Below are 21,308 nucleotides of genomic sequence, written 5' to 3' on the forward strand. Positions count from 1 at the left end.
AAACACCTTACAGGAGCGGCCTGCTTTTGCCTACTCGGGGTTTTGTCGTGTACTTAGCCCAGCAGACCAAACTTGCTGGCGTTGTAGGCGGCTCCGTTGGCGAAGGCGTTCTTACTGGCGAGCGAAGCAATGTTGATGATATAGCCCCCACCGCGCTTCTGCATGGCCGGCACGGCAGCTTTGGTGGCATAAAAGGCGCCGGTCAGGTTGGTTTGCAAAACCTGTTGCCACTCTTCCGGGGTCAGCTCGTGTACAGGCTTGAAAATACCCACCCCAGCGTTGTTAATCAAGAAGTCGAGGCCACCAAAGCGGGCCTCGAGCTGCTGTACAGCCCGCTCGAGATCCTCGTAGCGGCTCACCTCGCCCGGCAAGGCCAGGCTGTTGCCCAGCTCGCCTGCAATATGGGCCAGCTTAGACTGGCTACGGGCAAAAAGCCCCACCCCCACACCACTGGCAACCAGTTGTCTGGCGACCTCGAGGCCAATACCGGAAGAAGCTCCGGTAACCAAAGCGACTTTTCCTCGCAAACTTGCCATGCCCTCATGGTGCAAAAAATACGGGGCGAACACAAGGTTCGCCCACACCAATGCTTTTATTATTTGGGTTTGTAGATTTCCAGCCCTCCGGCTTTTTCCAGGCTCTGCATCAGGAACTGCGGCGTAACCAGGGGTTTGCTGCTGGCATCACCCGGCAGGGTTCCGGCAAAAACCTCGAGCACATCGGCGTAGCCGTCGCCGTCGGAGTCCTTCATGGCCTTCAGGGTTTCGTATAAGGCCTCGCCAATGTTGCCCTTAAAGTTCGCCCGCACCTCGTTGCCAAAAGCATTCCAGGGTGCGCCACCATTGGGGTTCACATGGCAGTACTGGCAGGTAATCGTGCGCACATCGCCTTTATCGGCAACAAGGTTGAACTGGCTAATGGCCTGCAAACGGTAAGGCCCTCGAGCCTGCACAAAAGGCATCAGAATCAGGGCCAGCATGAGCACAATAAAGCCTACTTTTCGCATATACGCCCTCCTTGGGGCCGCACTGCTATCGAACCGTTATTTTGCCGAACATGTTTCTGGCGTGTACCACATTGCCGGTGTTCAACGAGCAGATGTACTCGTATTCACCCGCAAGGTTGAGTACTACTCTTTCCTTTTGTGCTGGATTGGGCAGCAAGTTTGGCGTGATGAAATTCTCAGGTGCGCCCGAGTTCGGTTTGGTCTGTGCTAGATGCACAGTCCCAGTTGGGTCGACGTTTACAAACTCGATGCAGCCCCCCTGGCGGATGGTCACGTTTGCGCTGTCGGTGCCCACCACCCTGAAGCCCCGCTCAATGCCCAAAGCCTCAATCACCACACAGCTTGATGAACTGGGCTGGCACGACATCAGCGCACCCAACATCAGTAGCAGCAACCAGCGCATAGCCTCATAATACTCGCTCCCTCAACCAGCAGCGAAAAAGCCGACAAGCCCCTAGCCTGGTCTACATCGTTTCATATGTTTACCCTCCACCCACTTATACGCAGCAGGTGTGGGGTCGGATTCACGGGTTCGACAACGCGGCCAAGGGCTTGCAATGCCCGCCCCAACTCCCGGCAACTAATCCCTTAGGGGCTGCTCCTTACGGGGCGGGCCAGACTTGTGGGCCTCGAGCAGCTGGCGCAGGGCCTTGCCGCGGTGGGAGTGGGTGGCTTTTTCCTCCAGGGTCATCTCGGCAAAGGTTTTGCCCGCCTCGGGCAGGTAAAACAGGGGGTCGTAGCCAAAGCCCCACTCACCCCTGGGGGCCTCGAGGATTTGCCCCTCGGTCTCACCCCGGTAGAGTTCCATGTAGCCGTCGGGGTAGGCCAGCACCAGCACGGCCACAAACTTGGCCTTGCGTTCGTTGGGGGGAATTCCTTTGAGGCGCTCGAGCAAATACACGTTGCGCTCGGTATCGGTTTTTTTATTGCCGTAGCGGGCCGAGTAGACCCCTGGCTCCCCTCCCAAGGCAGCGACCTCGAGGCCCGAGTCATCGGCCAGAGTAGGCAGGCCGCTGTGCCTGGCAGCAAAAGCCGCTTTCAGCACGGCATTGTCCTCGAAGGTAGCGCCCTCCTCGGGCGGCATCTTGAAGGGGTAGTCCAGCAAGGAAAAAAGCGTCCAGCCCAAGGGCGCAAGCCCCTCCTTAATCTCGCGGAACTTTCCTGGGTTGGAGGTAGCGATCAACAGGCGCATCTATAACATCTTATCTGTAGAACCCGTCCTGGGATGGGTTATGCCGAGTTTGGGAGAACAATCACCGTTCAGGAGACTGCTCACCCCAACCGAAGGGGCCGCACCTGGCTTCACCGAGAGGTGCTACGTTGAATAGTTTGATGGGTATCTCTGTGAAGCCAGCCTTACCCTGGGTTTGCCTCTCGGTAAGGGTTCTTGGCCCTGCGCTCATTTTCCTTTTCTGACCGGGCCCGGCCCAGCTCAGGCGCGGTTCTTGAGCTGGGCGTGTACCCTCCGCACCATCTCGGGAATATGTGCCAGACCCATCTCCAGCATGGCCTGGTAGGTGGCTTTGGGTACCGGGCGACCCTCCCCTGCCCCGTGCAGTTCGATGATATCGCCAGACTGGGTAGCCACCACGGTCAGGTCGGCCCAGGCGTTCTCGTCCTCTATCTGGGTCAGGTCGAGCAGCAAGCTATTGTCGCTCATCCAGCCCACGCTCACCGCGGCAAACTCGATCAGGGGCCATTCGTCCAGTTTGCCCTGGTTCACCAGCCGATCCATGGCCATGTGGAGCGCGGCATAGCCCCCAAGGAGCGAAGCCACCCTAGTTCCGCCATCGGCCTGAATCACATCGGCGTCCACCACCACCGTTTTGTTGGGCAGCAGGCTCAAGTCCAGGGCCGCACGAAAAGCCCGTCCCAGAAAGCGCTGGATCTCGGCCGTACGACCCGAGATTTTCTGACGCTCACGGTCCTTGCGTTCTTTAGTAGAACGGGGCAGCAGGTTGTACTCCGCCATCAGCCAGCCCTCGCGGCCCGAAACGTGCCGGGGTACGCCGTCGGTCAGCGAAACATTCACCAGCACCCGGGTATTCCCCAGTTCTACCAGCGCCGAACCCTCGGCATAATGTATGTAGCCCATGCGCAATTTGAGCGGGCGGAGTTCCTCGGCTGTACGGCCATCCTTGCGTTTCATCGCCCGAGACTTTACCACATGGCCCATTACCGCTAAAATAACCAGGCGTGCCGGTGTAGCTCAGCGGTAGAGCACTCGATTCGTAATCGAGCGGTCGTCGGTTCAAGTCCGACCACCGGCTCCAGTTCAGGACGCAAAAAACCGAGGTCGCCTGTACCTCGGTTTTAGCTTTGACCCTAGCGTTCGACCCAAATGGAGTTTTGACTCCCTGCGCTTTGACCCGTGGCTTCAGCAGGTCTTCAGGGTCAAGCAACCAGCCCCAGCGCTCTTACTCGGCAAATCCTCAAGGCTGTGTTGCCAGGGGCCAGGGCTCTGCTTCAAAGTTGTTGTTTTATCCAGGGGGCCAGGTCGGTCAGCGAGTGCATAGCCGGAACCGAGTTCGCCAGCGGGCCACAGACCACCAGGGGCACCGGATTGAGGGTGTGCTGGGTATGCCAGGGCTCCTCGGCGTTGCCGTGGTCGGCGGTAAGTATCAGGGTAGCGGCGGAGTTTGCATTCAAGAAGCCCAGGAGGAAGCGGTCGAGTTCCACCAGGCGCTCGTCCAGCTTTTCCGGCAAGCGGTGGCCCCAGTAGTCCAGCGCCCAGTTTTCCAAAATGGTCAGGTCGTGCCGCTGGGCGATGTGGGCAAAGCGCTCCCCTGCGGCTTCGGGTTCCGGCCAAAAAGCAGGCAGCATGGCCTGGGGGTGGTCTATGGGCAACAGACCCAAGCCGGCTGCCCTGGCAGCAAAGCCAAAGGCCGACAGCAAATTGCGGCGGCTATTTAGCACCTTTTCCAGGTATTCCTGCCGGTAGCCGTTGGCATGCAAAACCCGCAAGCCCTGCTGGGCAGCCCAGACCTGTAAGCTCTCTTGCCTTAGCAGGGTTTGGAGCTTGCTCAGGGGGTGCGGCCCCTGGTGATGCCCCAGCAACTGGGCTGCATTAAGCCCGGTCAGCAGGGCGGTCTGGCCGGTGCCCGACTGGGGCAGGCCCTCCACCCCAAGCCGGGCGTCCAGAACCCGGTAGGCTAGATTGGGCTGGCTAAAGGGCTCCTGGCTAAACCCACCGCTCAAAGCCCGCAGGGTGGGCAGGTCCCGCTTCAGGGATGTGCGGGGGTCACTGGAGAGCCCCAGACCATCTACAAACAAGAAAGCCAACACGATGGCATTGTGCGCCTGGGGTCGGGAAAGGTCAAACACCATGCTCGCTGCCGGAAAATCCATGACGGCCATAGAAGCCCGGAGCCCAACTTGCGACCTGTGACACAGCCATACCGGACTTACTGGTTGCATGATAGGTGTCGAAAGGAGCAAATATATGCCAGTACGTTCAGCCAGCGCAGTTTGGAAAGGCACACTCAAAGAAGGTCGGGGGCATCTGAAACTGGAAAGCGGGGTGTACGAAGGGCCCTACACCTGGGCTTCACGTTTTGCCAGCGGCAGCGAAACCAACCCCGAAGAACTGATTGGGGCGGCCCATGCCGGCTGCTACGCCATGTTTTTATCGGCACTCCTGACCAACAACAATACCCCGCCCGAGGAGCTGAGCGCCACGGCCAGGGTGCACCTGGGGGATGGCCCCACCATCACTAAAATTGAGCTGCACATGCAGGCCAAAGTGCCTGGCATCAGCCCCGAAAGGTTCCAGGAGCTGGCCCAGGAAGCCAAGGCCAAATGCCCCGTCTCCAAGGCCCTGGCCGCGGTTCCCGAGGTTACTCTGGACGCAAAGCTGGTGTGATCTTCCCCAGGGGTATAGCCGTTCCCCAAAAGGAATCCCTAGAGGCTCAGCCGACCCTTGCGACGAATAAAACCGGAAAGCCCTCCGAGGCGCTTGAGTATCCGTTTCACTTAAACATCTATAGCGCCAGAGCCCAACGTAGTGTTGAATAGAGGCGTGGAGCCAGACATTAACCTGATGTCGCGCCTTGCCCAGGGAGATGAGCGTGCCCTGGAAGAGCTATACCGCCGCTATAGCCCCTTGCTGTACGCCCTTCTCCTGCGGATGCTCCAGAGCCGTGAGGAGGCCGAAGAAATCTTGCAAGACAGCTTTGTTCAGCTATACCGGGAAGCCGCCCGCTACCAGCCCGAGCGGGGGGCTGTGGTGGCTTTCTTGTTCACCATTGGGCGTAATTTTGCCCTGTCGCGCCTGCGTAGCCGCAAGGCCAGGCCGCAGAAAGTAGAAGCGCACGACCTGCACAACCCCGAGCAGGAGCTGGGCCTCTGGCGGGAGGACGACCCCACCGACCGTGTTCTGGTGCGCCGGGCGCTGAGCAGGCTCGAGCCCACCGACCGCAGGTTGTTGGAAGAAGCCTTTTTCGATGGCTTCAGCCACAGCGAGCTGGCGGAGCGCCACGGCTTGCCTTTGGGCACGGTCAAGACCCGGCTGCGCCGGGCCCTGCTCAAGCTGCGCGAGTACCTGGGGGGAACCGCGGTCTCGGAGGAAGCATGAAAGACCTCCGCGAACTACTTCCCGACTACGTCCTGGGCCTCCTGGAAGGCGAGGAGAAAACCCAGCTCGAGCAGGCCCTGCAAACCTCCCCCGAGCTGCAAAAAGAGCTTGCCGAGCTTCGGGCGGTGCTGTTCAAGCTGCCCGAGAGTCTTCCGCCGGTAACACCCCCTCGCCGGGTCTGGGCCCAGGTGCGGCGCAGGGCTTTTCCCAGGCGGGATTTCCTGCGCTGGATTGCGGTGGCGCTGGTGCTGGTGGGGCTGGGTTGGGGTGGCTGGGGGTTTGAGCAATACCGCCGTTACCGGGTTTTGGCCGAGGAGCAGGCCCGGCTGGCCCGCTGGCTAAGCGACCCCGAGGTAAAGTGGCAGCTCATTAAAAACGACCAGGGCCAGGCCTTCGGCACCATGCTGTGGCGGGAAGAGGGGCCCTGTCTGATGGTGCTGCGCGAGCCACCGCCACCCGGCAAGGTTTACCAGGCCTGGGGCCGCAAAAGTGGGGAAAAACCGGTTTCGCTGGGGGTTTTCTCGGGGCGGATTTTTGAGACCAACTACCAAGGCTTCGACCTGATGGGGGTTAGCCTCGAGCCACCCGGCGGCAGCCCTCAACCCACCCAACCGCTGGGCCGTGTGCCTACCTCCTAATCTAGACCCGGTACCACCAGCGGCTGAGCCATTTAAGGGCTTTGAGGGCAGCAGTCACGATGCGCCCGTACCAGCCCCTGGGTAGCCAGGTCGGGCCGGTGACCGGAACAAAGCGCTCGATGGCGATGGTCTGCACCTCGGTAAAGCGGTAAAGCCCCTCCTTGCCGTGCCGTCGCCCCAGGCCCGAGGCCTTGAAGCCCCCCATGGTCGCGTCCATCGAGGCCCAGGCGGCGGCGTAGCTCTCGTTAATGTTGACCGTACCGGCCTGGATGCGCGAGGCCAGCGCACGGCCTTTGCCCAGGTCTTTGGTCCAGACGCTGGCGTTGAGGCCGTACTCGCTCTGGTTGATGAGGGCAAGCACCTGCTCCACATCGCTAAACTTGTAGAGGCTGACCACCGGGCCGAAGGTTTCCTCGTTGTACACGCGCATCTCGGGCGTTACCTCGGTCAGGATGGTGGGCTCGAAGAATAGTGGCCCCAGGTCGGGCCGGGGCCTTCCGCCGGTGAGGACTCGAGCCCCCTTAGCCACCGCATCCTGCACGTGGGCCAGCACGGTGTCGAACTGCCGCTGGACGGTAAGGGAGCCCATCTGCGAACGGTGGTCCAGGGTAGCGCCCAGACGCAGGGCCGAGGTTTTTTCAACAAAGCGTCGGGCAAAGGCATCAAAGATCTTTTCGTGCACGTAGATGCGCTCGAGGGAGACGCAAAGCTGCCCGGCATTGGCAAAAGCGCCGTGAATGGCGCCATCCACGGCGGCCTCGAGGTTGGCGTCTTCCAGCACCAGCATGGGGTTTTTGCCGCCGAGCTCGAGGCTCACCCCAATCAAGCGCTCACCCGCCTGGCGGGCCACTTTTCGCCCGGTGGGGGTGCTGCCGGTCAGGGCGATGAAGTCTGCCGTGGCCACCAGGGCCTCCCCCACCTCTGCCCCCCCGGTCACAATCTGAAACAGGCCAGGCGGCAATCCGGCCTCTTCCATCAGGGCCTGAACCCACAGGGCCGTAAAGGTGGTCTGGGGGTCGGGCTTGAGCACCACCGCGTTGCCTGCCATCAGGGCCGGGATCGGCTCGCTCACCGCCATCACCAGCGGATAATTCCAGGGTGAAATAACCCCTACCACTCCTACCGGGTGGCGGTACTCCCAGGTCTGGGTCAGGCCCACAAAGGTTCCACCGGTGCGCTTTGGGCGCAGCCAGCCAGGGCTACGCGTGGCGTAAAACTGGGCCACAATGGCCGAGTCCAGCAGTTCCTCCTGGGCATCGCGGCGGGCCTTGCCGGTCTCGTACTGGGTCAGGTCGAGGATTTCGGCCTGCCGCTTTAGCAATAGGTCGTGAAAGCGCAGCACAATCCGGGCCCGGGCCCTGGTATCCACCCTGGCCCAGGCAGGCTGGGCCCGCCTGGCGCGTTGCACGGCCTGCTGGACATCCTCGGGGGTGCAGAGCGGAATGACCCCCAGGATCTTGCCATCAAAAGGCGAGTACAGGGTATGGGGGGTGCCCGGGCCAAACAACGAGACCCGCCCGACCAGGCGCTCCAGCAGCTCTGGTGTGAACTGCGGGGTCTCGCGGGCGGGGTTGATGACGCCAAGTCGTCCGGTCTCGATCATCTTGAACCCATGGTGGACTTGCAGGCCAGCCGCGTCAAGACCTTACTCAAGCACCTGCACAGGCCCAAACCAGAAATAGGTAAAAGCGCTTCCATAGCGACCTACAGGCAATACCTGAGCCTCGAGGGGCTTACAAATTGAGACCTTCGAGTATATGCTGGGGGCGTTCGAAAAGGCTCGTTGGTTGGGCCAATCCCAAACAACGCCCACGACGGAGGTCTTTATGTATCGTTCTCCACCAGGCGCTCGAGGTTTTTTGATCGCTATTGGGTTGTTGGGGGGGGCCCTGATCGTTGCTACGCTCTTTGGGCTCCTCATGTTCTGGGCCCTGCAGGCCGCTTTTCCCAGGCCAGTAGAAGAAGGCTACCCGGGCTACCTGATCCTGATCTTCGCCACACTGGTTCTCATTCCAATTCTGGTTGTGCTGGGGCGGCGGGTTCCCTACCTGACCGACTGGTACTACCTTCTTCCGGCCATCACCTTCTTGCTGGCCTTCACCGTATTTCCCATCGTCCTGACCATCTACTACGCTTTCACCGATTACACCGGCATTCGAAACGGCAAGCCCGACCGCTCCACCGAGACCCAGATCGTGCGTGTGGAGGGTCGGCAGCTATTTGTTGACGGCAACGCCCATGACCTGCTGCGCTGCGACCAACCCAATTGTGCAGGCCAGGCCCTGGAGATCACCACCCGAACCCAACGCGCCCGCGTAAGGGCCGAGCAAGCCACGGAGGGCGTCATCACCCTGACTGCGCCCCCGCCCTTCACGCCCACACTGGTCTACAAAATTAACGAGTTCCGCTTCATTGGCTTCCGCAACTTTGCCGAAATCTTTAGCCGGGCCGGCACCGTTCTGATTCCGGTTCTTATCTGGAACATCATTTTCGCAGCGGGTGCAGTTTTTGTGGGGGCCATCCCCGGGCTAATCCTGGGCCTGATGCTCAACAACAAAAACCTGGCTTTAAGGGGCTTTTACCGCACAGCCCTGATCATCTCCTGGGCTATCCCGGTGGTAATCAGCGTGCAGATTTTTACCGCCATGCTCAATGTGCAGTTTGGCCCCATCAACCGCTTGCTGGGGCTGCTGGGCACCTACCCCATTCCCTGGCTTACCGACCCGGAGTGGTTTAAGGTCTCAGCCCTGCTGATCAGCCTGTGGCTGGGCTTTCCGTACTGGATGACGGCTACCCTGGGAGCCCTCTCCACCATCCCGGATGATGTGTACGAAGCGGCCAAAATTGATGGGGCCAACGGCCTGCAAACCCTCACCGGCATCACCCTGCCGCTGCTGCGTCAACCTTTCATCCCCTTGCTGCTGGGGTCTTTTGCCTTCAACTTCAACAACTTTGGCCTGATCTACCTGATGGGGGCCCAGCCTGGGGTCGAAGGCCGACCTTCCACAGCCCAGGCCGCCGATATCCTGATCACCTGGGCCTATAAAACCGCCTTCCAGGCCGATGGGGGGCAGGCCTATGGTCTGGGCGGGGCCATCTCCATCCTGATCTTCTTCCTCACGGTAGCAATCAGCCTGATCAACTTCCGTTTCACCGGCGCCTTGAAGGAGGTGCGCTAATGACCGCTTTTCTGCGGTTTTCTGGCTGGGCCGCCCTGGGTTTGATGGTGGCCTGGGTGCTGTTTGTGTATTTCCCCAGCCTCTTGGCCCGCATCCAGCCCAACACGCCGCCGGGTTTTGTCCGCATTGAGAACGGTTGGGTCTACGCCCTGAGCGGCCTTCTGGTCGTTGTCGGGTTGATCCTGGCCTATGCCTGGCTGGTCACGTATATCAACAATAGCCGCGCAAACCGCAAGCGCAGCTTCTTGCCCCTCTTTGGGCAAGGTCTCACGCACCTATTCATGTTCCTGGTGCTGCTCTTTGCCTATTATCCGGTACTGCAAATCCTGGCGGCCTCATTCGACCCCCGCAACACCCTTTATCGCATCCTGCCCCCCGCCAGCGACAACCTGCTGGTTCGGGCCAGGGTGCTACCGGATTTCTCCCAGCTCAGCTGGGAAAACTACATCCAGCTCTTCGATGGCATCATCATCTACCCCTATCAAGCACTGATGCTGCTGGTGGCGGCACTATGCTTGCTGCTGGTACTGGTGCTGGCTGCTTACAGGCGCATCATTGGCGATGACAGCAGCGACAGCCGCTGGGGCCGGCTGCAAGGACGCAGCCTGACGGCTTTTGCCATCCTGGGTTTTCTGCTGGTGATCTTCATCTCCCCCAGCCAGTTTACCGGCCAGGGCACCGAGGCTAAATTTGTGCTTTGGGTGCGCAATACCCTGTTTGTATCTGGCATTACGGGCATTTTGGCGGTGCTGCTCACGGCTACAGCCGGCTATGCTTTCGCCCGCTTCGACTTCCCAGGCCGCTATTCGATGCTACTGGTCTTCATTTTTATCCAGATGTTCCCGGGGTTCTTGGGCCTGGTCGCGACCTACATCCTGATCTCCAACCTGGGCCTGCTGAACACCTTTACTGGCCTGGTTTTGGCCTACTCGGGGGGGATTATTAGCTTTGGAACCTGGGTGTACAAGGGTTTTCTAGAAAGCATCTCCAAAAGTCTGGAGGAGGCCGCCCTGATTGACGGGGCCAGCAAGTGGCAGGTCTTTACCAAAATCCTGATGCCGCTTTCGGCACCCATGTTTGTGTTTATATTCCTGCTACAGTTCGTGGGCACCTACTCGGAGTTTATTGTGGCCAACCTGTTCCTGACCGGAGTGGAGTCCTGGACGGTGGGAATGGGGCTGCGCAACTTTACCACCGGGCAGTTCTCCACCCGCTGGGGGCTGTTTGCCGCGGCCTCGGTGCTGGGCTCGCTGCCCATTCTGCTGACCTTCTACGGCTTCCAGCGCTATTTTGTCTCGGGGTATACCGCGGGCTCGGTGAAGGAATGAGGCATTACCACGATTGGGAGCCCTTCTGTGTAGACCCTCTAAAGCCCGAGCTGGGGCAGGAAATCACCCTGCGCCTGCGCACACCGGCTAAGGCTGGCTTCCTGATTCTCGAGCGCTACGGCGAGGTGGAGCGCCGTCCGATGAAAAGGGTGGCGGGAGGGCTGGAAATCCGGCTGCCGCTCTACACCTCGCCCCTGCGCTACTGCTTTTTTCTGAGCGAGGAAAAGGCCTACCTGACGGCAGGTGGGCTGCACGGGGCCATGCCCCGCTACGACAAGTTTTTTTACCTGCTGGCCCAGCCCACGGTGCCCGACTGGGCAGTAGGGGCGGTGTTCTACCAGATATTTCCCGACCGCTTTCGCAACGGCAACCCCCACAACGACCCCCAGAGCGGCGAGTGGGTGTATATGGGCCGGCCCATCGTGCACAAAGAATGGGATGAACCGGTGGACTATGGGCCGGGCGAGGGGCCCATCCAGCACTATGGGGGCGACCTCGAGGGCATCCTGGAGAAGCTCGACTATCTGCAAGAGCTGGGCATCGAGGCCCTTTACCTGACCCCCATTCTGCCCTCAGGCTCCAACCACCGCTACGACGCCAGCGATTACCACAACGTAGACCCTCACTTAGGCGGCAACCCGGCCTTCGAAAGATTGCTCGAGGCCCTGCACCAGCGGGGTATGAAACTGGTGCTGGACGGGGTGTTCAACCACATCGGCAACACCCACCCCGACTTCCAAAAAGCCCTGCAAGACCCCACCGCGCCCGAGGCCAAAGAGTTTACCTTCTATGCCGACGGCTCGTATGCCGCCTTCTTTGGGGTCAAAACCCTGCCCAAGCTGGATTATGCCAGCCCCCTGACCCTCGAGCGCTGGATTGATGGCTACCACGCCCCGGTGCGGCACTGGATTCGCAAGGGGGCCGATGGCTGGCGGCTGGATGTGGCCCACCAAATAGGCGAAGGGGGCACCGACCGCCGCAATGCCGAAATCCTGCGCCTGATCAAGCACAACAGCATGGAGGAAAACCCCCAGGCCTTGGTGTTTGGCGAGCTGTTCTTCGACACCCTGCCCACCCTTAGGGCCCACACCCTGGATGGCTCGATGCACTACGCCGGGTTTGCCAACCCCCTTTTGGAGTGGCTATCGGGCAAAAATGTGTACGGCTGGGAGGTGGCGGTCTCGACCCAGGAGCTCTGGGACACCCTGTGGGACCACTACAGCGCCCTGCCGCTCCAGCTGCGCCAGAGCATGTACACCCTGATTAGCAGCCACGATATCCCCCGGGCCCTCTGGCGGCTGCGGGGGGATGTGGCGCGCTTCAAGCTGGCCCTGGGCCTTCTGCTGACCTTCCCCGGAGCGCCGGGCCTCTACTACGGCGACGAGATCGGGCTCGACCAGAGCAACCCCTACCACGACTGGAACGGCGACCCCATGTGCCGGGGTACCTTTCCCTGGGACGAGCAACGGTGGAACCAGGAGGTGCTGGCCTGGTGCAAAACCCTCATCCACCTGAAAAAAAGCATCCCCGCCCTGCGCCGGGGGGGCTTACAGCCCTTGCAGGTTTCGGAAAAACTGCTGGCCTTCAAGCGCCTGTACCAGGGGGAAGAGGTCTGGGTCTACGCGGCCCTCGAGCCCACCAAGATTGAGCTACCCCATTCAGAAAACCTGCTTACCGGCGGGCGCCTGCAGGGCCCTGTGCGGCTGGAGGGGCTGGGGGTATTCCGCCTGCGCCATAAGTAACCCAGGTCGTATCCCGTCCTGCGCCCTGGGCTATACTGACGCTTTGGGTATGCTCGAGGTTACCGAGTCGCTGGACTTTGACCGGGTTCGCCAGGCTCTGGCCGAGCGGGCCTCCACCTTTATGGGGCGAGAGGCCCTTTTAGCCCTGCAACCCAGGGCCACCCTCGAGGAAGCCCAGGCCCAGCAGGCCACCGTGGCCGAGGCCCTGGCTTACCCCTACCGGCTGGGGGGTATCTCCGATCTGCGCCCTGCCCTGGCGGCGGCACGGGAAGGGCTCCGGCTGGAAGGGCCCCAGCTGCGGGAGGTGGCAGCTAGCCTCGAGGCCGCCGTAGCCCTGCGGCACGAGTTGCTGGAGATTGGGGAGCACCTCAGAGCCCTGGCGGGCCGCATCGGCGAGCACACCTTCTTTTTACGGCGCGTCCGGGAGTGCCTCGACGAAGCTGGCAATGTGCGCGACGAGGCCACCCCAAGGCTGCGGGAGATCCGCCGGCGGGTCAACCCTTTGCGTGAGCAAATTCAAGACCGGCTGCACGCACTCATGGATCGGCATCCAGAAGCCATCCAGGAGCGCTTCATTACCCTTAGACGCGACCGTTTTGTGATACCGGTCAAAGCCAGCCACCAGAACAAGCTGCCGGGCATCGTGCTCGATCAGTCCGACTCGGGGCTCACGGTTTACATGGAGCCCAGCTCGGTGGTGCCCCTCAACAACCAGCTCGCCAGCCTGAGGCTCGAGGAAGAAGCCGAGGTCAACCGGGTGCTCTTCGAACTGTCGGCCATCCTGGGCCACGACCTCGAGCTCGACCAAACCCTGCGCGCCCTTACCGAACTCGACGTGGCCCGGGCCGCCGCCAACCTGGCCGAAGACTGGGGGCTGGTGCGGCCCCGGCTGAACCAGGAAGGGCTATACCGGCTGGTAAAAGCCCGCCACCCCCTGATTGCGAATCCTGTAAGCAACGACCTCGAGCTCACCCCCACGCGCAGAATCCTGCTCATCACCGGCCCCAATATGGGCGGCAAGACCGCGCTCTTGAAGACCCTGGGCCTGGCGGTGCTGATGGCCCAGTGCGGGCTGTTTGTGGCCGCCGAGCGTGCAGAGCTGGCCTTCCCGGATCGGCTTTTTGTGGACATTGGCGACCAGCAGTCCATCCAGGAAAGCCTCTCGACCTTTGCCGCGCACGTCCTCAGGCTCAAAGAGGTGCTGGAAAAAGCCACCCCCCACAGCCTGGCCCTGATTGACGAGCTGGGCTCGGGCACCGATCCCGAGGAAGGCGCAGCCCTGGCCCAGGCTTTTGTGGAGGGGCTGCTGCACCAGGGGGTACGTGGGCTCATTACCACCCACCTTTCCCCCCTCAAGGCCTTTGCCCAGGACACCCCAGGGGTGCAAAATGCCTCGATGCGCTTTGACCTGGAACACCTGCGCCCCACCTATCAGCTGATGGTGGGAGCACCGGGGCGCAGCTACGCCCTCTCGATTGCCCGGCGGCTGGGCTTTCCGCAGGCGCAGCTCGAGCGGGCCCTGGCCCTGCTGGGGCCCGAGGGGGGGCGGCTGGAGCGGCTGCTGGCCTCGCTCGAGGCCGAACGGGAACGCCTACGCACCCAGAGCCAGGCCGCCCAGGCCCAGCAGCAGGAAGCCGCCCGTCTGCAGCAAGAGCTGGCCCGGGAGCTGGCCGAGCTGGCACACCACAAAGAACGACTGCTCGAGGAGGCCAAAGCCCAGGCCGAGCAGGTGGTAAAAGAAGCCCAGGAACGCATCCGTCTGGCCCGCGAGCGCAGCAAAACCCAGGGACAGGGCCAGGCCTTGCAAGAGCTCATCCAGCTTCGGAGTCGCTACCAGCGCCAGGAAAAAGCCACCCCGGCCAGCCCTGGCTTGCAGGTAGGTGCAGTGGTGGAGGTACCCGAATACGGTGGCCGGGCCACCATAGTGGAGCTTAGGGGGCAGGAAGCTGTCTTGCAGATGGGGGCAGTACGGCTGACCATGCCAGTTGCAGGCCTGCAACCCAAACATACCCCCAGGCCCGAGCCGTCGGCAGGTCGCACGGTGCATAAAGCCAAAATTCCCACCGAACTGAACCTGCGGGGCCTTACGGTAGAGGAAGCCTTACTGGCGGTAGACGATTTCCTGACAGAAGCAACGGCCACCGCCACCACCCCTGTCCGTCTGCTGCACGGCAAGGGCACCGGGGCCTTACGAAATGCGCTCCGCGAATCCCTCAAACGCGACCGTCGGGTCGAACGCTTCCACGACGCAATCCCCCACGAGGGCGGGCATGGGGTAACTGTGGTACATCTGCGAGTCTTATGAGCGTTTTGTGACAGCACTTGATCAGGCCAGCTGGGGGTGCGGGGCCGAGGCCTTTTTGAGAGAGATGCTAAAAACTGAGCCTTTGCCCGGTTCGCTTTCGGCCCAAACCTTGCCCCCGTGAGCCTCTACAATCGAGCGCACAATGGCCAGCCCCAATCCACTGCCACCGCGCTCACGGTCGCGGGCTTTATCCACCCGGTAAAAGCGTTCAAACAGGTGAGGGAGGTGTTCTTTGCTGATGCCCTCGCCGTTGTCCTCCACCCGGATTACCACCCGCTCAGCCAGGTCGAGCACGATTAGCCTGATCTGGGTGGAGTTGGCCTTAATAGCGTTAGAAACCAGGTTGGCAATGACCTGATGCAGCCGTTCGGGGTCGCCCAGTACCCAGACGTGGTCGGGGGCCTGCACCTCAATTTGGCCCTCGAAGCTTTTGCCGTACTCCTCCTCGATCTCGTTTAGAACGGTCTTCAGGTGAACCGAGCCCAGCTCGACCTTCCAGCTACCACCGTTGGAGAGATCGAGCAAATCCCCCACCAGCTTTTGCATCCGCTCGGACTCGCGCTTGATGATCTCGAGGCTTTCTCGCTGCTGTTCGGTAATTTGCGTCCGCCGCAGCAGGTAGTTGACGTGCCCCAAAATGGCCGTTACCGGGGTTCGCAACTCGTGGGAAGCATCGGCCAGGAAGCGGCCCTGGGTCTCCCAGGCGCTCTCGAGGCGCGCGAGCATGCGGTTGAGCGACTTGACCAGCGAGGTCACCTCGTTGTGGCCCTCGAGCTCTGGTAGCTTTTCGGGTTTGTTGCTGACCTGTTCAGCTTTTTTAGCCACCCATTCGAGGGGCTCGAGCGCCTGTCGCACCAACCGAAAAGCCAATAAGCCGCCAAAAATTAGAACCAGCAGGGCGGTGGCGGTGTAGGTACGGGCAAAATCGGCCAGGGTGCTCTCAATACCCTCGGTGGACTTGCCCACCATCAGGATTACTAGCTGAGGGCCCTGGGGAATTCCAGCGATTTCGGTTTCAAGGCGCTCAGCCCGCATTCGCAGGGGAACCTGGGTGCCATCCGGGCGGGTAAGGGTGGTCTGGGTATAGAACCCACCCGAGCGCAAAACCTCTTGCAATCCCTTTTCCGAAAGGGTCAGGGTGGCGTCGCCCATGGCCAGCGATTTTGCGATGGGAATGGCCGCCCCCTGCAGGATGTCGCTGGGGGTGGGGTTGGGGAACGGCACCCATAAGGCCTGGCCATAAGCCGTAAGTGGTAGGCCGTCAAGGCTGCCTTGCTCACGGATGAGGCGCTGGGCCGTCTGGGAGGTTTCGATGAGTTCCCGGCGCAGGTTGTCGTATAAGGTAAACTGCAAGCTGCCGTACACCGACCCCCCAATCAACAGCAGCGAAAAAGCCAGCAGGGCCAGCGTAAGCAGGGTGATGCGGGTGCGGAGGGTCATGGGTGTGTGCCTTCAGGGTCGTGCCAAATGCAAATGCATCCAGCGTACTGGGCCTGCCCCGGTGTGGTGGCTTATATAGATTTTATGCGCTAGGCAGGAAAAAGGCCTGGGTTTGCTGTATGGCTTGCTCCAGGGCCCTCGTCCACGGGCGACCTGTGGTGGCTCAAAGTGCACCACCCGGTTTTCATCATAAAGCGCTTGCCCGATTCTGGCACGGCCTGGCCCAAAGCTAAAGTCTGGCATCAGGGCACGGTCGCGTATGTTGAGTTTAGTCCTCGCGCAGCACGTAGCCTACGCCCCGTACAGTATGAATCAGGCGGCGCTCACCGGTTCCCTCGAGCTTCTTGCGCAAGTAGCCGATGTAAACGTCCACCACGTTGGAGCCGCCCTGGTAGCCGGGCCAGACCTTTTCTTCTATCTCAAAGCGGCTGAACACCTTACCGGGGCTCTTGGCCAGTAACTCTAAAAGCTCGAACTCTTTGTTAGAGAACTCGATGCGCCGACCCGCCCGGTAGACCTCGCGGCCCTCGAGGTTGATGATCAGGTCGGAGACGCGAATTTCGCCAGTAATGGCCGGGGTTACCCGGCGCAGGTGGGCGCGGATGCGGGCCAGCAACTCCTCGATGCTGAAGGGCTTGACCAGGTAATCATCGGCTCCAGCGTCCAGCCCCTCTACCTTGTCCTCCACCCGGTCTTTGGCGGTAAGGATTACGATGGGCACGTTGGAGGTCTTGCGAATCCGGCGGGCCACCTCGAGGCCATCCATCACCGGCAACATCAAATCCATGACGACCAGGTTGGGGTTGGTCTCACGAAAACGCGATAGACCCGTGATGCCATCGTAGGCCACTTCGGTGCGGTAACCTTCGGCCTGGAGCTCGAGCTCAATAAAGCGGGCGATGTCCTTTTCGTCCTCGACGATCAGGATCAGGGGTTGATCCATTCCTTCCATATCAGTAGGTTAGCTGAATTTCTCATGAGAAATATGGCTAATCTACTAAGGATTGGCTCACATTATAGGTTTTTATGAGACTGGGAGGCCTATTTCTGCAGCAGCCCTCACACCACCGCTCAGCTGGCTATATGCACCCCACCCGAGCAGCAGCACTAAGTGTCTCCATAAGCGAAATGCAAGATGCCGTACCGAAAGTTCGCTTTAGGAATTGCGCCAGGTATGCATTGACTCATTCCGCTGGTTTTGCCAATCTGCCCTGGCGCAACTTAATGTTGCTACCGGGCTCAAAAACCATGAGGAGCACTCTAAAGTGGTTTTCGGCTGCGTTTGGCATGGCCCGCTTTTGGACTACGCACCCTGAACTTTTGCTCGAGTTCGCTGGCAAAAGCATGGTTGGTATAGTCGAGCGTAATGGGAGTCACAGAAATATAGCCCTGCTGAACCGCCCAGAAATCGGTGCCTTCTTCCAGTTCGGCGGTGGGCTTGCCCGCAACCCAGTAGTAAGGCCGTCCTTCGGGGTCTTCCCGTTCGACAATGGAGTCTTCGTAGCGGTGGGTGGAAAGGCGGGTTATCTTGACACCCCGCGGTGTTCGGTTTGGGAAATTCACATTGAGCAGGGTTTTCTCAGGTAAGCCGTGCTTCATCACCCAGCGTGCAATCGGCACAGCATACTGGGCGGCCTCTTCAAAATGCAGCTCTTCGTTGGAGGCATCAAGGCTGAAGGCAATCGAGGGAATGCCCAGTGAGGCCCCTTCCAGAGCAGCCGCCACAGTACCCGAGTGGGTCAGGTCGAGGCCCATGTTAACCCCGATGTTGATGCCCGAGACCACCAGATTGGGCCAGCCCAGCAGGCGACTACCCAGCACCACACAGTCTGCTGGCGTCCCGTCTACGCGGTAGGCTGGAATCTCACCAAACCCCGCCGAGGCGGTGTGCTTAAAGCGCAGGGGGCGGCGAAAGGTGATGCTGTGGCCCACACCGGACTGCTCGACATCGGGAGCCACCACGTTTACTTCGGCAAGTTCGCGCAGAGCAAAGGCCAGAGCCTTGATTCCGGGAGAAAAGATGCCATCGTCATTAGCAACCAAAATTCGCATACCTGACTAGCCTAACGCCAAAGCGCCCAGGCGGAAAGCCCGCCCGTTTCCCCGAGGTTTGGGAAGGATCATATGCCGATTTAACGACGTTCGTCTTCAAACCCAAGAAGCCACATCTTTGTGAAGCCAGGTGGACTCCCCGCCAGAGGTCAGGCGTACACAAGCTCAACCACAACGTAGGTCTGGCTACCTTTGGGGCTCTTGACCTGGACTTCATCGCCGACCTTCTTACCCATCAAAGCCTGACCCAAGGGGGACTCGTTGGAAATTTTGCCACTAAACACGTCGGCTTCGTGGCTTCCGACCATGGTAACGCTCATGCGCTGCCCGGTAGGGGTCTCGAGTTCCACCGTCACGCCGAGTTGCACCTCGGTGGGGATGCCATTGCCCGATTCCACAATCTGCACCCGGCTCAGGATATCCTCGAGCTCCGCAATGCGGGTGTTGTTTTGCCACATGGCCCGCCGCGCTTCATCATAGCCAGCATTTTCGCGCAGGTCGCCCTCGGCGATGGCCCGGCCCATCTCATCCGCAATCTGCTGTACTTTTTCGGTTTTCAAATAGGCAAGTTCCTGCTCGAGTCGCGCTTTACCCTCCGCGGTAAGGTATACCGGTTTTTTGTCTAACATTGAAAAAAACCTCCAAGAGTCTACCTGCGGTAGACCCGAACTTCAGTATAGTACAGCACCCCCTTGCATCTAGCTTTTTACCAGTAAGAAATGCCTTTGATTTGTTCTTTTTGCTGGGGCCCCACCTGAAGCTACGTCAAGAGCTGCCCATGCATCGGGTCAGTTTTGACCCACCCTAAACAGAAAGCTTTAGGTGGGGTTCATGTAAACCGGCACAGCCACGACCAGGCGGCTGGACATGCTGCGGGAAGAAGGTGCCCGGACAAAAATGTGTGTACGGTCTCACTGGGCTGTGGAATACAATAATGCCATGCGCTGTATAGCGGGCTTTCTCCTTTTTGGCATGGCCCTGGCCCAGAGCCTGACCGTGCCCCCCGAAGCTCAGGTTGGCCAGGCCCTGGAAATACGTGGGGCAGACTTTCCTCCGGGCCGCTACTCCCTCAAGATTGCCTCTGCATCAACCACCACTGAAGTAGACCTCGAGACCTTCAACGGCAACCTGGCCACCGCCTGGACACCCCCAGCGGAGGGCGTGTACAAAATCAGCGTTCAGGTAGGCGAGCGCACCATACAGGCGCAGACTCGAGTTGGCGCTGTGCAAGCAGCGCCCGCTGCCCCGGTTCGGCCCGAAACAGGGTCTCCTGCTCTGACGCCCGAGGGGCTGGTTCTGGGGGACTGGAAGCTACCCCTCAAGGGGGAGTGGATTGGTCCAAAAGTTCTGGGCCAGCGGGCTTTTATTGCCCGGGGCCCACTGCTGCTGGAAATAGACCTTCAAGGGCGCAAGGTGGTGGCCCAGCACTACCCCCCTGCAGAGGTTCGGGCGCTGGAAGCCGATGCCGAGCTAACGGTGTTGTTGGAGGATGGCCGGCGGCTGGGCCTGGGGGCTTTTGCCGGAAAGCCCTACGAGGGCCGTTGGGAAAGCCTGCTGGTGATTCGTGAATACCTCGACATGCTAAGCGCTGCCGGGGCAGGCGCGCTCGATCTGAGCCCTTCCACCAACCGCCCGTACTGGTATTACTTTAGCCTCGACGTAACAAGCATTCAACCCACCGACCTCGAGGCCATTGGGCGGGATTTGCTACAGCGTGGCCATCGTCCCGAGCTGGCCTGGGGGCAGGGGGTTATGCAGTGGCTCGAGCCCTGGCTGATGCAGGTACGGGCTGCGCGAAAACAGGGGCTCGAGCAGAGCCTGCTCTGGTCGGACTTTTTTCTGAAGTACCTACCCCAGTTGCCCGACGCCAAAGCTGTGCTCTGGGAACAGGTCGGCTGGCTCGAGGCCCAGGGCCGCCCAGACCTGGAACAGCGTTACCGCGAGGCCCTGCGCCAGGTTGCAAGCTGGCAACCCCCCTTCACCTCGGCCAACATGGCCTCCGCAACCTGGGTGTTGCTGGGGCTTTATGGCCTGATGTTGCTGTACCTGACCCTCATGTACCTGCCGGCTCAGCTACGGGGGGTGCGCCCCAGTGGGGGCTGGCTGGCTGGCTGGCTGCGACACCCGCTGCTGCGCTTGCGGCACAGCGTGCTGGCCTATACCACTATTGGTGAGCGCACCCTACTGCTGTTTTTGTTTCTGCTGGCCGCATTAACCCTCCTGGGCTGGGGTTTTATGGCCCGCTCCGAGGCCCTTTTGGCCCAGGACAGCCTCATGCGCGCCACCTTGCGCTCGAGCGCAGCCCTGGAAACCCTGCGCAGTTTTGCCAACACCGCCCCCTTGCGGGGCCTGCTGGCCTATGCCCAGGCTAAAGAGAACCCCGCCGAAGCAAAGCGGCTCTACCAGGCAGCCACCCCCTGGACTTACGTGCTGCTGGGGCGTGGCACGCCCGAGGCCCTGGCACAGGCCTATCAACGGGCGCCTTCCTCTGCTGCCGTGCGGGAAGCCCTGGGCCTGGGGGGCGACTTCTGGACCCAGGTTTACCGCGAGGCCGGGGTCGTGCGCGAGGCCGTTCCAACACCACGCATCATCGCTGCGGCAGTGGCTCTGAGCGGATTGCAGGGCCTCACCTCAGACTTTATCGCCACCTGGCGCGACCTTCCCATCTGGCCCAGCTCACTCTGGGCCTGGAGTGTTGCCGCCATCGTCCTGTTGCTGACGCTGTACCACCTGCTTTGCTTCTTCCTGCCCAAACCCCAGGACACCGGCAACAGCCTGGCCTGGCGGCGGGCCGTACAGCTTTTTTTTCCTGGCAGTCCCACCTACAGCCAGGGTTGGGGCCTGATGGTGTTGCTGGTTTTCGCCTGGGGCCTATGGCTGTGGCGGCTGGGCAGTGGCTGGGGGATTGCCCTGAGCAGCATCGCCCTGAGCGTCCACCTTTTGTTGTGGGTGCTGCTGGTCTATCGGGGCAATCGCCAGACTCACTAGCGGACTCTCCGATGGCCTGTGGTTCAGCCACCCTATCGCAGTCTTCGCTATTTTGCC

General features: G+C 60.8%; 19 protein-coding genes and 1 tRNA gene. 9 read left to right on the forward strand and 11 right to left on the reverse strand.

Features of this window, described 5'->3' with window-relative positions:
- Positions 1–53: 53 nt before the first annotated feature.
- From ABWU19_RS09145 to rph, 5 genes are all read right to left on the reverse strand, one after another.
- Positions 54–536, reverse strand: coding sequence for an SDR family NAD(P)-dependent oxidoreductase (locus ABWU19_RS09145; protein ID WP_435901397.1), 483 nt, complete (start codon positions 534–536; stop codon positions 54–56).
- A gap of 59 nt (positions 537–595) precedes the next feature.
- The gene (locus ABWU19_RS09150; protein ID WP_435901398.1) at positions 596–1,006 is read right to left on the reverse strand and encodes a thrombospondin type 3 repeat-containing protein; all 411 of its coding nucleotides are present in this window, start codon (positions 1,004–1,006) and stop codon (positions 596–598) included.
- Between the two features lie 25 nt (positions 1,007–1,031).
- Complete coding sequence (locus ABWU19_RS09155; protein ID WP_435901399.1) at positions 1,032–1,409, reverse strand: cupredoxin domain-containing protein; 378 nt, start codon at positions 1,407–1,409, stop codon at positions 1,032–1,034.
- A gap of 177 nt (positions 1,410–1,586) precedes the next feature.
- On the reverse strand, positions 1,587–2,198 hold the full coding sequence (gene rdgB, locus ABWU19_RS09160) for an RdgB/HAM1 family non-canonical purine NTP pyrophosphatase (RefSeq protein ID WP_435901400.1): 612 nt from the start codon (positions 2,196–2,198) through the stop codon (positions 1,587–1,589).
- A 240-nt stretch (positions 2,199–2,438) separates the two neighbouring features.
- Positions 2,439–3,155 carry a ribonuclease PH gene (gene rph / locus ABWU19_RS09165; protein WP_435901401.1) on the reverse strand — a complete coding sequence of 239 codons (717 nt, stop codon included), beginning with the start codon at positions 3,153–3,155 and terminating at the stop codon, positions 2,439–2,441.
- Between the two features lie 49 nt (positions 3,156–3,204).
- Here rph and ABWU19_RS09170 point away from each other — a divergent pair.
- Positions 3,205–3,279: transfer RNA gene (locus ABWU19_RS09170), tRNA-Thr, on the forward strand.
- 193 nt (positions 3,280–3,472) lie between these two features.
- Here ABWU19_RS09170 and ABWU19_RS09175 read toward each other — a convergent pair.
- The gene (locus tag ABWU19_RS09175) at positions 3,473–4,288 is read right to left on the reverse strand and encodes a metalloenzyme (RefSeq protein WP_435901419.1); all 816 of its coding nucleotides are present in this window, start codon (positions 4,286–4,288) and stop codon (positions 3,473–3,475) included.
- 160 nt (positions 4,289–4,448) lie between these two features.
- Between ABWU19_RS09175 and ABWU19_RS09180 the strand changes: the two genes are divergently transcribed.
- From ABWU19_RS09180 to ABWU19_RS09190, 3 genes are all read left to right on the forward strand, one after another.
- Positions 4,449–4,868, forward strand: coding sequence for an OsmC family protein (locus ABWU19_RS09180; RefSeq protein WP_435901402.1), 420 nt, complete (start codon positions 4,449–4,451; stop codon positions 4,866–4,868).
- 156 nt (positions 4,869–5,024) lie between these two features.
- Positions 5,025–5,579, forward strand: a complete 555-nt coding sequence (locus tag ABWU19_RS09185) for an RNA polymerase sigma factor (RefSeq protein ID WP_435901403.1) — start codon at positions 5,025–5,027, stop codon at positions 5,577–5,579.
- Complete coding sequence (locus ABWU19_RS09190; protein WP_435901404.1) at positions 5,576–6,217, forward strand: anti-sigma factor domain-containing protein; 642 nt, start codon at positions 5,576–5,578, stop codon at positions 6,215–6,217. Before ABWU19_RS09185 ends, ABWU19_RS09190 begins: the two co-directional genes overlap by 4 nt.
- A 1-nt stretch (position 6,218) precedes the next feature.
- On the opposite strand, the gene ABWU19_RS09195 is transcribed toward ABWU19_RS09190, so the two are convergent.
- Positions 6,219–7,820, reverse strand: a complete 1,602-nt coding sequence (locus ABWU19_RS09195; RefSeq protein ID WP_435901405.1) for a succinic semialdehyde dehydrogenase — start codon at positions 7,818–7,820, stop codon at positions 6,219–6,221.
- Positions 7,821–8,043: 223 nt separating this feature from the next.
- On the opposite strand from ABWU19_RS09195, the gene ABWU19_RS09200 reads away from it, so the two are divergent.
- The 4 genes from ABWU19_RS09200 to ABWU19_RS09215 are packed head-to-tail and all read left to right on the forward strand — an operon-like array spanning position 8,044 to position 14,771.
- Positions 8,044–9,396, forward strand: coding sequence for an ABC transporter permease subunit (locus tag ABWU19_RS09200; RefSeq protein ID WP_435901406.1), 1,353 nt, complete (start codon positions 8,044–8,046; stop codon positions 9,394–9,396).
- The gene (locus ABWU19_RS09205) at positions 9,396–10,724 is read left to right on the forward strand and encodes a sugar ABC transporter permease (protein ID WP_435901407.1); all 1,329 of its coding nucleotides are present in this window, start codon (positions 9,396–9,398) and stop codon (positions 10,722–10,724) included. The genes ABWU19_RS09200 and ABWU19_RS09205 overlap by 1 nt, the downstream gene beginning before the upstream one ends.
- Entirely contained in the window at positions 10,721–12,466 is a 1,746-nt protein-coding gene (locus ABWU19_RS09210; protein WP_435901408.1) for a glycoside hydrolase family 13 protein, read from the forward strand. Before ABWU19_RS09205 ends, ABWU19_RS09210 begins: the two co-directional genes overlap by 4 nt.
- A 49-nt stretch (positions 12,467–12,515) precedes the next feature.
- Positions 12,516–14,771, forward strand: coding sequence for an endonuclease MutS2 (locus ABWU19_RS09215; RefSeq protein ID WP_435901409.1), 2,256 nt, complete (start codon positions 12,516–12,518; stop codon positions 14,769–14,771).
- Positions 14,772–14,792: 21 nt separating this feature from the next.
- Here the strand turns inward: ABWU19_RS09215 and ABWU19_RS09220 are convergent, their stop codons facing one another.
- From ABWU19_RS09220 to greA, 4 genes are all read right to left on the reverse strand, one after another.
- Positions 14,793–16,211: a sensor histidine kinase gene (locus tag ABWU19_RS09220; protein WP_435901410.1), complete on the reverse strand. Its 1,419-nt coding sequence runs from the start codon at positions 16,209–16,211 to the stop codon at positions 14,793–14,795.
- 268 nt (positions 16,212–16,479) lie between these two features.
- A complete protein-coding gene (locus ABWU19_RS09225) occupies positions 16,480–17,154 on the reverse strand; it encodes a response regulator transcription factor (RefSeq protein ID WP_169735538.1) in 675 nt (224 codons plus the stop codon).
- A gap of 317 nt (positions 17,155–17,471) precedes the next feature.
- Entirely contained in the window at positions 17,472–18,263 is a 792-nt protein-coding gene (surE, locus tag ABWU19_RS09230; protein WP_435901411.1) for a 5'/3'-nucleotidase SurE, read from the reverse strand.
- A gap of 149 nt (positions 18,264–18,412) precedes the next feature.
- The gene (gene greA / locus ABWU19_RS09235) at positions 18,413–18,892 is read right to left on the reverse strand and encodes a transcription elongation factor GreA (RefSeq protein ID WP_435901412.1); all 480 of its coding nucleotides are present in this window, start codon (positions 18,890–18,892) and stop codon (positions 18,413–18,415) included.
- A gap of 310 nt (positions 18,893–19,202) precedes the next feature.
- Between greA and ABWU19_RS09240 the strand changes: the two genes are divergently transcribed.
- On the forward strand, positions 19,203–21,251 hold the full coding sequence (locus ABWU19_RS09240) for a hypothetical protein (RefSeq protein WP_435901413.1): 2,049 nt from the start codon (positions 19,203–19,205) through the stop codon (positions 21,249–21,251).
- Positions 21,252–21,308 lie beyond the last annotated feature (57 nt).

Source organism: Meiothermus cerbereus, assembly GCF_051297115.1.
GTDB classification, from domain to species: Bacteria; Deinococcota; Deinococci; order Deinococcales; family Thermaceae; genus Meiothermus; species Meiothermus cerbereus_A.